Source organism: Acinetobacter sp. NyZ410 (assembly GCF_022828975.1).
Taxonomy (GTDB): Bacteria; Pseudomonadota; Gammaproteobacteria; order Pseudomonadales; family Moraxellaceae; genus Acinetobacter; species Acinetobacter guillouiae.
Window position 1 is genome coordinate 2,103,559 of sequence record NZ_CP094620.1, and the last position, 11,947, is coordinate 2,115,505.

The following is an 11,947-nucleotide window of genomic DNA, read 5'->3' on the forward strand; positions in this document are numbered from 1 at the left end:
GTCTTGTATAAAGATACAATATGAGCCGTGAATACTTAGTTCTTAGGTAAAAGTCTGGTCTAAAGCTTTATATATTAGCGATCAGATAAATATTTTTTGAGATGATCTAAAAAGAGCTTCACTTTTTTTGGAATCTTTTGTTGAGAAGGCGTAATTGCATAAAAATAAAGTTGCTTTGAATGATAATCCTCTAAACAACGCATAATTTTTCCGGCATCTTGATCTTTTTTGGCTAAAAAATCGGGCAAAAATATAATGCCTTGATCTTGTTTACAAAAATCTAAAAGGAAATCGCCACTGTTGCATGTCAATTTTGGCGTACAGTAAATAGTTTCTTCTTTTTTATTCTTACTCAACACAATTTTAGTGCTTGAATCGGTTTGTGAATACAACAATAGACTGTGCTGTTTTAACTCATCAATTGTATTGGGTACGCCAAATTTTTCAAAATAAGCTGTAGTTGCATAAAAATGTCGATGATAGGTACTAAACAGGTGGGCATTACGCTGATCAATATCTTGACTGATTCTGAGCACAATATCATATTGATCTTCACTGATATTTAAGAACTTATCTGAAAGAAACAAGTCTATTTTGATGTTGGGATACTGTGTCATAAATTTAGAAATGATCTCGGTAAGATGCGCATGTCTAAATGAATGAGGTGCATTGATTCTGAGTTTACCTTCAGGATATTTCTGGTCATGGGTAAAGTCACTGGTTGCCCATTCAAACTCACTCATAATGACTTTAGAGTGTTGATAAAATTTTTCACCTGAATGAGTTAAATCCATTTTGCGGGTATTGCGGATGAACAGGACTGTATTAAAAATAGTTTCCAGATGACAAATTCTTTTCGCAACTTGATCTCTGGTAATGCCTAAGTGACGTGATGCACTGCTGAAATTTCCATATTCAACGACACTAATAAACGTATTGATACAGTCTAATTTATCCATTTAATTTTAAAGTACTCTTCACTTGAATGATTAAAGTAACGCATCATCCTATGCTGATCAATCATTGTATCTTTTTAGGATACAGTTTGTATTTAAAATAGTGTCTAGTGGTTTACGTGTATTTTTGCTTTTATATAAATTCCTTTATAAATGTGTTGCGAATCAAAATGAATAAAGCATTTTTAGAACAACTTACACCTCAAAACTGTCAAATCATCTTTATTGATCAACAACCACAAATGGCTTTTGGCGTACAGTCGATTGATCGTCAAACTTTAAAAAATAATGTGGTGGGGTTGGCTAAAGCCGCTCAGGTTTTTAATATTCCAACCACCATTACAACAGTAGAAACAGAAAGTTTTTCGGGACACACTTTTCCAGAATTATTAAATATGTTCCCTGAAGCACCTTTGCTCGAAAGAACCTCTATGAACTCATGGGATGACCAAAAGGTTCGTGATGCATTGGCAGCCAATCATCGTAAAAAAATTATCGTATCTGGTTTATGGACTGAAGTTTGCAATATTACATTCGCTTTTGGCGCGATGCTGGAAGGTGATTATGAAATTTATATGGTTGCCGATGCTTCAGGTGGAACTTCAAAAGAAGCACATGATTATGCGATGCAACGGATGATTCAAGCAGGCGTGGTTCCTGTAACCTGGCAACAAGTTTTACTTGAGTGGCAACGTGATTGGGCACATCGTGAAACTTATGATGCAGTGATGGACATTGTGCGTGAACATTCGGGTGCATACGGTATGGGCGTAGATTATGCATATACTATGGTACATAAAGCGCCAGAAAGAACCACAACGCAACATGAAGTTATTGCACCTGTGTCAGCAAAATAAACCTTATGGATATAAATATTCATCTACATGGAGATGATCATGACAGATGTACAGTTAATTCTTAAGAACGGCAAAATTACTACACTCGACCCGAAACAACCAGAAATAGCTGCAATTGCGATCGTTGACGGAAAAGTGTTTGCCACGGGTGATGAAAATAGCATCATGAAGTTGGCCAAAGCCTCGACAAAAGTGATTGATTTAAATGGTCGTCGCGTTATTCCCGGTTTAAATGATAGCCATCTCCATATTATCCGTGGCGGGCTTAACTATAATATGGAGTTGCGTTGGGAAGGGGTACCGACTGTTAAAGATGCTTTAAACTTACTCAAAGAGCAGGCAGAAAATACGCCAGCACCACAGTGGGTCCGTGTTGTCGGTGGGTGGACTGAATTCCAATTTGCAGAAAAGCGTTTACCAACTTTAGCTGAAATCAATAAAGCTGCACCTGATACTCCAGTTTTTATTCTGCACTTATATGCAAGCGCAATGCTGAACAGAGCAGCATTAGATGTCTTAGGTTTTAATAAAGATACTCCTGATCCACCCGGGGGTAGAATAGAACGCAATGAAAAAGGTGAGCCAACAGGTTTATTATTGGCAACGCCTTCTGCTGCAATTCTGTATTCAACACTAGGTAAGGCACCCAAATTACCTGTCGAAGATCAAGTGAATTCTACCCGACATTTTATGCGTGAGTTAAATCGACTCGGTGTCACTTCTGCGATTGATGCCGGAGGAGGCGGGCAAAACTATCCAGATGATTATGCAGTGATCAATCAATTGCATGAAAAAGATCAAATGACCGTTCGTATTGCTTATAACCTCTTTGCACAAAAAGCCGGTGAAGAGTTAGAAGATTATCAACGATGGACAGAAATGACGTTTCCCGGTGATGGCGATGCATTATTGATGATGAATGGTGCGGGGGAAAACCTGACTTGGTCAGCTGGTGATTTTGAGGATTTTTATGAACCTCGCCCAGATCTTCCAGAAAAAATGGAAACGGAATTAGAAGCCATTGTTGAACATTTGTCTGAGAAGAAATGGCCGTTTCGAATTCACGCCACCTATGATGAAAGCATTAGTCGATTGCTCAGTGTTTTTGAACGTGTCAATGGTAAAAAGCCATTTGAAACCCGTTTTATTATTGACCATGCAGAGACGGTTTCAGAAAAAAACATAGAACGGATCGGTGCACTTGGTGGTGGAATTGCCATTCAACACCGTATGGCATATCAAGGCGAAATCTTTGTTCAGCGTTATGGTGCTGATGCAGCCAAAGACACGCCTCCGGTAAAAAAAATGCTTGAGTTGGGTGTGCCAGTGGGAGCAGGAACAGATGCGACGCGTGTTGCATCATACAATCCTTGGGTCTGTTTGGCATGGTTAACCACAGGTAAAACTGTGGGTGGCTTTGCTTTATATGATGAGAAAGACTTACTTGATCGTCAGACAGCGCTAAGACTATGGACCAAAGGATCGGCTTGGTTTTCAGGCGAGCAAAGTAATAAAGGCGCTTTAGTCTCAGGTGAACATGCGGACCTTGTTGTACTTTCAGATGACTATCTTTCTGTTGAGGGCGATGAAATTCAATTTATTGAATCAGTCATGACGGTGATGGACGGTAAAGTGGTCTATGCGGGTGCCGAATTTAAGCAACAAGATCCACCGATTCCACCCGCATCGCCTGATTGGTCACCAGTCAAGCGATTTGGCGGGCAGTGGCGCCACTTTGAAAATCGTAATGCGCCTTCCTTACAACCCTTACAAAAAGATTCAGCAGTGTGTGCATGTTCTAGCAGCTGTGGCATGCATGGACATTCGCATGCATGGATGCTTGACGTTCCTATCAATGATCAGGATAAAAAATCATTTTGGGGCGCATTAGGCTGTTCTTGTTTTGCTTTTTAAAACCAACCTAAAAAATTCCATCTGAAACTAGGTGGAATTTTATTGGGGAGAAATTTATGAAAATCTATCTGATCTCTTTGGCCGTTGGGTTGTTGGTTGGCGTGTTGTATTACCTATTAAATGTGAAATCTCCAGCCCCGCCTTTTGTGGCCCTATGCGGTTTATTGGGGATGGTTATTGGCGAACAACTCATGCCAATGATTAAAAACTTATTATCCTAACGATAGGGTGAAGTAATAACAGGAGAAAGGGGGCAAACGATGCAATTTAGACTAAGTAAGTTATTGAGCTTCAATGCAGGCTATGTCGATACTGCAAGCTTTCTCGCATTGCATGGCTTATTTTCTGCCCACGTGACAGGTAATTTTGTAACATTAGGCGCGGCTTTAGTCTCCGAGAGCCAAACAGGTGCTTGGGCCAAATTGGCAGCACTACCGATGTTCTGTATTACAGTTTTATCGGTCAAATTGTTGGATCAAAAGTTTATCCGCCATCAAAACAGTTCATATGCGTTTTTTCTCAAGCTGATGTTTTTGCTTCTTAGTATTGTCGCCGTATGCTCCTATTTTTATTTACCCTTTCCTAAATACGATACCGTCATGAGTTTCTCTGTCGGTATGTTATTAGTGGCGGCTATGGCGATTCAAAATGCGATGCATCGTATCCATTGGACGAAAGAATCACCAACAACTGTGATGACGGGTGCTACAACGCAATTGATGTTAAATATTGCTGAGCTTTTTTCTAAACCTTCTCAGGAAAAAAGACTGCAAATTCGACAGAGTATTGTTGCAATTTTCCCAACCATGTTGAGTTTTGCACTGGGGTGCGCAGTTGCTGCAATCGTATATAAATTTGCATTGCTATGGTTATTTTTGCTTCCCCCAGTTTTGTTACTGATGATTTTCATCAATCGGGACAACTATAAAAAAGCTTAGGTTTTGACAGATCCTAATTCTAATTAATTATTGAATGACGAGTAGAACATGGAAAATATACAAACGACGCCACCGAGTGGGTTTTGGAAAACATGTCGAGATCCTTTGTTATTGACAATTGTGGGTGGCGCAATTGATACCATTGGCTTTATCGCACTGTTTGGTTTTTTTACTGCGCATGTCACAGGAAACTTAGTCTTAGCTGGTGCTGCTTGGGTCAAAGGTGGGCCTGGGATTTGGATTAAGCTTGGGGCAATTCCCTTATTTATTCTGACTGTTGCCATTACCAAATATTGGATTGATCGCAGCGTAGAGAAACATACCACTTTAAGTTATTTATTTTTGGGGGAAGCAATTTTTTTAATTGGGTTTATGCTTACGGGTTTATATTTTGAACCGTTTAAAGATGCCAATAGTGTCACTGTCGCAATTACAGGTGGTTTAGGGCTGATCGCCTTAGCTATTCGTAACACTTCAAGTAAAACCTTAATTAAACATATTAGTCCGAGTACCATGATGACGGGAAATACAACACAGTTAGGTATAGATATTTCTAATTATTTAAGAGATCGGAACCCTAACAATATGCAAAAGCTACAGCATAGTTTCAGCATTGTGGTGGGGTTTGTGATTGGCGCATTTTTAGGTGCTTTTTTATATGTGTATCTAGATTTTTGGAGTGTCGCTTTCTTTGTCGCACCCGTGTTGTATCTGTCTTATCTCGCAGCCCAGCAAAGATTTGTCCAACCAAGCTAGTGGCTTAATGATGAATAAACTTCAATGAGTAATCATGCTTGATGGTGTTTTTGTCATGATTATTGTGACCATGTCGGCGCTTAAAAATTCCTTCAAATATTTATTGGAACAATCATTTTTTAGTTAAATCAAACCTTGATTAATTTAACTCGTATTCATCATCCACATTTTTGAAAAATCCAAAAATTAAGCCATGTCTTGTCAAACAGCAAAGCCAGCATCTGTCATTTATTTTAATTATGGACTTTGCAAAATTAAGGTAAACCTATGTCAAATTTAATTAAATGTATGATTCCTTTTGTTTCAATGCTCAGTATGCAGTTGCACGCTGCTCAACAAAGCTTAGACAAAAATAGTCCTTATTTGTTTGGTGATTGGCAGGGGATGCGGACTGAACTTTTAACGCAAGGGATTAAATTAGATGCAAACTTGATTGTAGACAGCGCTTATTTAGCCGATGGTGGCTACAATTCGGGGAATGATCCTAAATATGCCAGTCAATTTTTAATTGGTTCAACTTTAGATTTAGAAAAGCTGGCAAATTGGGAGGGGATGACATTAAAAGTAACAATCACAGCAAGACAAGGACAAAGTTTATCTTTGGAAGATATTTCTGATCCATCTGCACCACAGCTTGCCAATGTTCAAGCAAATTATGGTCGTGGCAACAGTAAAAGTCGACTGACCGAGTTTTCTTTGGAGAAAAACTTTAAACAACAGGGGCTCAGTATTAAATTAGGGCGTTTGGGAATGGGTACCGATTTCAATGTGATGTCTTGTGAATTTCAAAATAATTCATTTTGTGCTGCGCAAATGGGGAAATGGCAAAGCGGAATTTGGTATAACTCTCCAATTTCTCAATGGGGTGGTCGTTTAAAATATCAATTTCACCCAGATCTGGCCGTACAAATCGGCGTTTATGAATATAACCCTCAAAATGCTTTAGAACGTCATGGCTGGAATCTGAGTACCCATCACGCCGATGGTGTCACCATTCCCATAGAGATGATCTGGCAACCGAAATCATTGATCAATGGATTAGCAGGGACTTATCGTGTAGGTGCAATGTATAACAGCGCAGATGAAGCTAAAAATCAAAAGGATATACGGACGGGACAGCAACAAAATCATACTTATGGCGCTTGGTTTAATTTTGACCAGCAACTTACTTCAGTTGGTGTAGGAAAGCAGGGCTTACATAGTTTTGCCAATTTTACATTCCATAGCCGTACCACCAACAAGGTGGATCAGTCTCAACAGATCGGTTTAAAGTATTATGGGGTGATAAGCAGCCGAGCTGAGGATAATTTGGGTTTTGCGCTTAATCGTATTCATATCAATGATCGTTTTGCAGAAGACAAGAAACAATTTAATGCTGATGCCGAATATAATATTGAATTAAATTATAGTTATTATCCAACAAAATGGCTGATGTTACGCCCAAGCCTGCAATATATCGTTCATCCTGGTGCAACACATGATGTCAACAATGCTTGGGTCTTGGCATTGGGAACAAAGCTTAACTTTTAGCATAAAAAATCTAGCTAAAATATTTTAGGATGAGTCCAATTTAAATAGACAACATTAGACAAAAAAATAGCATTAAATATTTGATATTTAATGCTATAGATAAATTTAGAAGGAGGGTGATTTGGATTAATTTATTTTCTTAAAAATAAAGTCATTAATCTTATGACCTGCCTCAATACCACGACGTTCAAACTTGGTTTGTGGACGCCATTCAGGACGAGGATAGCTATTGCCTTTGCCTGCTAAGTTTTCTAAACGAGGACGATTGTCTAAAACATCGAGCATCCATTCAGCATACGGTTCCCAGTCTGTTGCAGCATGGAATGTACCACCGATTTCGAGTTTTTCTTCAACCAATGGCATACGATCATGAGAAACAAAACGGCGTTTAAAATGACGTTTTTTCTGCCAAGGATCAGGGAAATAAAGTTGAACTGTATTGATACTATTGTCAGGCATTTCACGCAGAACTTGGATTGCATCTGCATCTAAAACACGGAGGTTTTTAACTTCTGCCATACCTGCTTCATAAACACATTGCGCAATACCAGGCACATGCACTTCGATTCCAACAAAATTACGTTCAGGATTGGCTTTTGCCATCAGAACCAAAGAGCGGCCCATACCAAAACCAATTTCTACCGTAAGTGGGCGTTCAGGATGTTCAAAGTGTTGACGTAAATCGCCGACAGGGTATTCCAAAATTAAATCACGATGTTGTTCAAGCGCAGTACGTTGTGAAGTATTGAGCGGTGACGATCTACGCATAAATGTCACAATTTCACGGTGTTCTTGCAAATTGTCTAATTCTACAATTTGTGCTTCAATTTGATCGTTTGACATGATTTAGGTAATACTAGAAATCTAAAAGGCGTATTGTAAGTGCTGAGCTTCGCAAGTCAAATTTTTTATAGAATTTCATTCAATTCTAATAAATTTACAATGAAAACTGGATAAAATAAAATCATTATCGAGCACTGAGTCAAAGACTATTCTTGTTATTCAATACGTCGTTATGTTCATTTAGACTTTGTCTAATTAACTCGATTAATTCACGGGATGCTTTAGGTAGCGCTTTATCTTTTAACCAAATCAGATAAATCGGAACAGAAAGTTGATTGTAGGTATTTTTAAAATCAATTTGGATTAAACGCCCAGCATCAATATGTGATTTGACCAATGAATATGGGAAATTTCCCCATCCTAAGCCGATCTCAACCATATCAATCGCCGTTTGTAGATCATTGGTTCGCCAATAAGATGCAGCAATTACCGATCTCAAATCTGCAATATCAAGCGCACTACTCGCAACAACAATTTGCCGAACATTAACCAAATCCTCGATATAAATAGGATGAACTGCTTGATTCATCAAAGCATGATTTGCAGATATCGTTGCAACAACAACCTCCATGCTGACTAACTGTAAATGTTCTTGCATTTTAATATGTTGCCCTGAACCCGCTAAACAAATTGTGATTTGTTCTGAATACAGTAAATGCAAAATATCATCTTGTGGTGCAGTAATGATTTCGATATTGAGCAGTGGGTATTTTGCTGCAAGTTTATCAATAGATTGTAAAAGTTTTTGATTGTTTACATCCGATACAACACCTATTTTTAAAGTACTCTCCAAACCTAAGGACAGTTCATAAGCATGTTTACTTAATTGTTTTAATTGTTCTGAGATGATTCTTGCTTGTGGGGCTAAGGCAAGTGCTGACGCTGTTGGAATCACTTTGCGGGGTGTTCTTTCAAACAGTTGTAAGCCTAATTCTGCTTCAATATTTGCGATACCCATACTGACGGCTGATGGTACTCGATTTAAGGCACGAGCCGCAGCAGAAAAAGAGCCTGTATCCAGTACTTTTACAAATAATTCTATATTTTCGCTGGTGAAATTCATAATTGGTATCAGTCAAACTGAAAGCTATTGTCTTTATCTATTATTATAACTGAAATTAAAATGGCTTTTTTGAAAATCTGTTTGGGTAAGTTTATGCAAGGTCTTAAACGTAGAGTAATTTATGTAAGTACCTATGAAATCATTGGACTGGGTATTTCTTCTTTGGGGCTGGCACTACTTTCGGGTACACAATTAACCCATACAGGGCCTTTGGCTTTCCTGATTACCACGATTGCTGTGAGCTGGAACTTTATTTATAACTTAATTTTTGAAGCATGGGAAAAACGCCAAACTTTACGTCAACGTACAGTAAAACGCCGTGTAGCTCATGCGATCGGATTTCAATTAACCTTAGTAGTTTTTCTTATTCCATTGATTGCATGGTGGATGAATATTAGTTTTCTAGAGGCATTTTTATTAGATGCGGCTTTAATTGTTATCATTCCAATTTATACCTTTATTTTTAATTGGTCTTTTGATCGATTATTTGGTGTTCCACTTTCCGCTCAAGCTTAAAAATGTAATTGTTTCTGCTTAAGTTATTTGCCCATTCAATTGAATGGGCAATAATTTAGGTTTTTTCTAGCACAATAATTTCTATTTAACGCTTTAAATTTATACGACAGCTCATGTCGCAACAATAAAGAAATCGCCGTTGTTGACCGCTCATAATTTATATAATCACTAAAGTTCATTCGGAAAATTAGGTGTGAGTGATGACAGAGCGTATTAGAGAAAAGCTGCAAATTTTAGCAGATGCTGCGAAGTATGATGTGTCATGTTCATCCAGTGGCAGTAACCGTAAAAACAAAGACATTGGGCTAGGCAATACGGGGGCTGGAATTTGCCATAGTTATACCGAAGATGGTCGATGTGTGTCGCTGCTTAAAATCTTATTTTCCAATGTGTGTATTTTTGATTGCTCATATTGTGTTTCTCGCCGTTCTAATGATGTCAAACGAGCTGCTTTTACGGTACAAGAAGTTGTTGATTTAACTATTAATTTTTATAGAAGAAATTATATCGAAGGCCTTTTTCTAAGTTCAGGAATTTTTAAGTCAGCAGACTATACCATGGAGCGCATGCTACAAGTCGTTAAAAAGCTACGATTAGAAGAAAACTTTAATGGCTATATTCATCTTAAAACGATTCCAGGTGCTTCACAGGAGATTATCCATGAGGCAGGGCTTTATGTAGATCGGATGAGTATCAATTTAGAAATGCCTACCGCGGAAGGCCTTAAAAAGTTTGCTCCTGAAAAAACCCATGATGAAGTGCAAAAAGATTTGGGCATTGTTCGAGATCGTTTGATTCAATTTAAAGATGAAAGAAAAATTATAAAAACTGTGCCGAAGTTTGTTCCAGCAGGACAAACAACTCAAATGGTGGTGGGCGCACATAATGAAACGGATCAGGATATTATCTTAATGGCTGATCATCACTACAAAGAATTTAAACTCAAACGGGTATATTTTTCGGGCTATATTCCGATTAATGATGAAGAAAAAGCATTGCCTTCAGTGGGTTCAGCACCGCCATTACTGCGTGAAAATAGATTGTATCAATCGGATTGGTTAATGCGATTTTATGGCTTTGAAGCAAATGAAATTGTTAATGCAACGCATCCAAATTTAGATTTAGATATCGACCCAAAACTGAGTTGGGCATTACGTCATCCTGAACAATTTCCTATCGATATCAATCAAGCTGAATATCGGATGATCTTAAGAGTTCCTGGAATTGGGGTACGTTCAGCTAAAAAGATTGTTCAAGCACGTCGCTTTGGTAAAATTCATATTGATCAAATCAAAAAACTGGGAATTGCGTATAACAGGGCAATGCATTTTATTCGTTGTGCTGATACCCCTCCATTTTTAAAAGATCAATTACCCAGCCAAATTCGCCAGAAAATATTACAGACAGGACATTCAAAATATACTCAACAACTTTCACCCCAGTTGGATTTGTTATTCTAAATGGCGAAATATATTTTTGATGGGACCATGACAGGGGTTTTGTGCTGTGTATTTCGTGCATTTCAATTTAAAGAGTTTGATGTCATTGTCTCAAGTGAAAACAACACTCAAGCCGCTTTATTTGATGAAACGATTTTTGTTGAATCCAATGACGCTCAAGCCAACAGAGTTTGGCAAGGCCTAAAGTTAAAAGTTTCAGCAAGTGGGTTACGTAACTTTTACTATACTTTTTTATCTGAACAGGAAGATGCTTTTCAACATCTGTTTAATTTTAGTGTTTATGCATTCTTCGCTCAAAAAGCGATTGATCGAGATTTTGGTCATCAAGATGTTTTGGCACTGTCAAAATGGGCCAAACAAGTGGGAAGAGAAAAGCACCGTATGGAAGCTTTTGTTCGCTTTAAAAAATGTAAAGATGAATTATTTTTAAGCTTGGTTAAGCCAGATTTCAATGTTTTGCCTTTGATCGAAAAGCATTTTAAAGCCAGATATCAAGACCAGCGCTGGCTTATTTATGATGAAAAACGAGATTTTGGTATCTATTATGATTTAAGACAGGTTCATCAAGTCAATATGAATGTCTTAGAGATTGATCAAAAGATTCATCAAGGTTCTAGTCAAGATTTTAGTGTTGAATTAGATCATCAAGAGGTTCTATATGATCAGCTTTGGAAAGATTATTTTAACAGTGTAAATATTTCAGCGCGGAAAAACATTAAACTACATATTCAATATGTACCAAAGCGATATTGGCGTTATATGAATGAGAAAACGGTTTAAAGATTAAATTAATGATATCGCCTGTATCTATAGCTGGATCTTGAATAATATAGTTTTGGTTTTGATGTTTAGCTGGCTTTGTCTATGGTATTGCTATGGATTATATGAGCGGCGCCACAACAGTTATTTCTTCCCGAATTTTTTATTTAATCTTTATACGTCTCAAAAGAGGGAGCGATTACATGAATACAAAAAACATGTGTGCTGTCTATTTTAAACACTGTAATGCTTATGATTTAAGGTCTTCACTCTTTACACAGGCAAAGGTTTTATGTTTATTTTTTGAATAAATCTTATACAGTTTTTTTATTTTTTCAGCTTTCTATTTTATTTG

Annotated in this window: 12 protein-coding genes; 9 read left to right on the forward strand and 3 right to left on the reverse strand. The window is 37.7% G+C overall.

The window, feature by feature from the left end:
• Positions 1 to 74 precede the first annotated feature (74 nt).
• Positions 75 to 959, reverse strand: a complete 885-nt coding sequence (locus MTO68_RS09750) for a LysR family transcriptional regulator (RefSeq protein WP_244015754.1) — start codon at positions 957 to 959, stop codon at positions 75 to 77.
• A 167-nt stretch (positions 960 to 1,126) separates the two neighbouring features.
• Between MTO68_RS09750 and MTO68_RS09755 the strand changes: the two genes are divergently transcribed.
• From MTO68_RS09755 to MTO68_RS09780, 6 genes are all read left to right on the forward strand, one after another.
• Positions 1,127 to 1,813, forward strand: a complete 687-nt coding sequence (locus MTO68_RS09755; RefSeq protein WP_244015755.1) for a hydrolase — start codon at positions 1,127 to 1,129, stop codon at positions 1,811 to 1,813.
• Between the two features lie 39 nt (positions 1,814 to 1,852).
• Complete coding sequence (locus tag MTO68_RS09760; protein ID WP_244015756.1) at positions 1,853 to 3,727, forward strand: amidohydrolase; 1,875 nt, start codon at positions 1,853 to 1,855, stop codon at positions 3,725 to 3,727.
• Between the two features lie 56 nt (positions 3,728 to 3,783).
• Positions 3,784 to 3,948, forward strand: a complete 165-nt coding sequence (locus MTO68_RS09765; RefSeq protein ID WP_004721074.1) for a DUF1427 family protein — start codon at positions 3,784 to 3,786, stop codon at positions 3,946 to 3,948.
• Positions 3,949 to 3,987: 39 nt separating this feature from the next.
• Complete coding sequence (locus MTO68_RS09770) at positions 3,988 to 4,665, forward strand: YoaK family protein (RefSeq protein WP_004821010.1); 678 nt, start codon at positions 3,988 to 3,990, stop codon at positions 4,663 to 4,665.
• 48 nt (positions 4,666 to 4,713) lie between these two features.
• A complete protein-coding gene (locus tag MTO68_RS09775) occupies positions 4,714 to 5,421 on the forward strand; it encodes a YoaK family protein (protein ID WP_004821011.1) in 708 nt (235 codons plus the stop codon).
• Between the two features lie 267 nt (positions 5,422 to 5,688).
• Positions 5,689 to 6,951, forward strand: a complete 1,263-nt coding sequence (locus MTO68_RS09780) for a carbohydrate porin (RefSeq protein WP_244015757.1) — start codon at positions 5,689 to 5,691, stop codon at positions 6,949 to 6,951.
• 126 nt (positions 6,952 to 7,077) lie between these two features.
• On the opposite strand, the gene trmB is transcribed toward MTO68_RS09780, so the two are convergent.
• Together trmB and MTO68_RS09790 are read right to left on the reverse strand one after the other, a co-directional pair.
• A complete protein-coding gene (trmB, locus tag MTO68_RS09785) occupies positions 7,078 to 7,794 on the reverse strand; it encodes a tRNA (guanosine(46)-N7)-methyltransferase TrmB (RefSeq protein ID WP_004821023.1) in 717 nt (238 codons plus the stop codon).
• A 139-nt stretch (positions 7,795 to 7,933) separates the two neighbouring features.
• Positions 7,934 to 8,857, reverse strand: coding sequence for a LysR family transcriptional regulator (locus tag MTO68_RS09790; protein WP_244015758.1), 924 nt, complete (start codon positions 8,855 to 8,857; stop codon positions 7,934 to 7,936).
• A gap of 93 nt (positions 8,858 to 8,950) precedes the next feature.
• On the opposite strand from MTO68_RS09790, the gene MTO68_RS09795 reads away from it, so the two are divergent.
• The 3 genes from MTO68_RS09795 (at position 8,951) to MTO68_RS09805 (ending at position 11,613) form a co-directional block, all read left to right on the forward strand.
• Positions 8,951 to 9,373 (forward strand): PACE efflux transporter, encoded by a 423-nt coding sequence (locus MTO68_RS09795; RefSeq protein ID WP_004821026.1) that lies wholly within the window; start codon positions 8,951 to 8,953, stop codon positions 9,371 to 9,373.
• Between the two features lie 200 nt (positions 9,374 to 9,573).
• Positions 9,574 to 10,833 carry a putative DNA modification/repair radical SAM protein gene (locus MTO68_RS09800; RefSeq protein WP_244015759.1) on the forward strand — a complete coding sequence of 420 codons (1,260 nt, stop codon included), beginning with the start codon at positions 9,574 to 9,576 and terminating at the stop codon, positions 10,831 to 10,833.
• Complete coding sequence (locus MTO68_RS09805) at positions 10,834 to 11,613, forward strand: TIGR03915 family putative DNA repair protein (RefSeq protein ID WP_244015760.1); 780 nt, start codon at positions 10,834 to 10,836, stop codon at positions 11,611 to 11,613.
• Positions 11,614 to 11,947: the final 334 nt, after the last annotated feature.

Bases quoted from the DNA above. Each gene is read 5' to 3' on its own strand.
- MTO68_RS09775 (WP_004821011.1), top strand. From the start codon at position 4,714: ATGGAAAATATACAAACGACGCCACCGAGTGGGTTTTGGAAAACATGT.
- MTO68_RS09800 (WP_244015759.1), top strand. From the start codon at position 9,574: ATGACAGAGCGTATTAGAGAAAAGCTGCAAATTTTAGCAGATGCTGCG.
- MTO68_RS09780 (WP_244015757.1), top strand. From the start codon at position 5,689: ATGTCAAATTTAATTAAATGTATGATTCCTTTTGTTTCAATGCTCAGT.
- MTO68_RS09805 (WP_244015760.1), top strand. From the start codon at position 10,834: ATGGCGAAATATATTTTTGATGGGACCATGACAGGGGTTTTGTGCTGT.
- MTO68_RS09755 (WP_244015755.1), top strand. From the start codon at position 1,127: ATGAATAAAGCATTTTTAGAACAACTTACACCTCAAAACTGTCAAATC.
- trmB (WP_004821023.1), bottom strand. From the start codon at position 7,794: ATGTCAAACGATCAAATTGAAGCACAAATTGTAGAATTAGACAATTTG.
- MTO68_RS09770 (WP_004821010.1), top strand. From the start codon at position 3,988: ATGCAATTTAGACTAAGTAAGTTATTGAGCTTCAATGCAGGCTATGTC.
- MTO68_RS09765 (WP_004721074.1), top strand. From the start codon at position 3,784: ATGAAAATCTATCTGATCTCTTTGGCCGTTGGGTTGTTGGTTGGCGTG.
- MTO68_RS09750 (WP_244015754.1), bottom strand. From the start codon at position 959: ATGGATAAATTAGACTGTATCAATACGTTTATTAGTGTCGTTGAATAT.
- MTO68_RS09760 (WP_244015756.1), top strand. From the start codon at position 1,853: ATGACAGATGTACAGTTAATTCTTAAGAACGGCAAAATTACTACACTC.
- MTO68_RS09795 (WP_004821026.1), top strand. From the start codon at position 8,951: ATGCAAGGTCTTAAACGTAGAGTAATTTATGTAAGTACCTATGAAATC.
- MTO68_RS09790 (WP_244015758.1), bottom strand. From the start codon at position 8,857: ATGAATTTCACCAGCGAAAATATAGAATTATTTGTAAAAGTACTGGAT.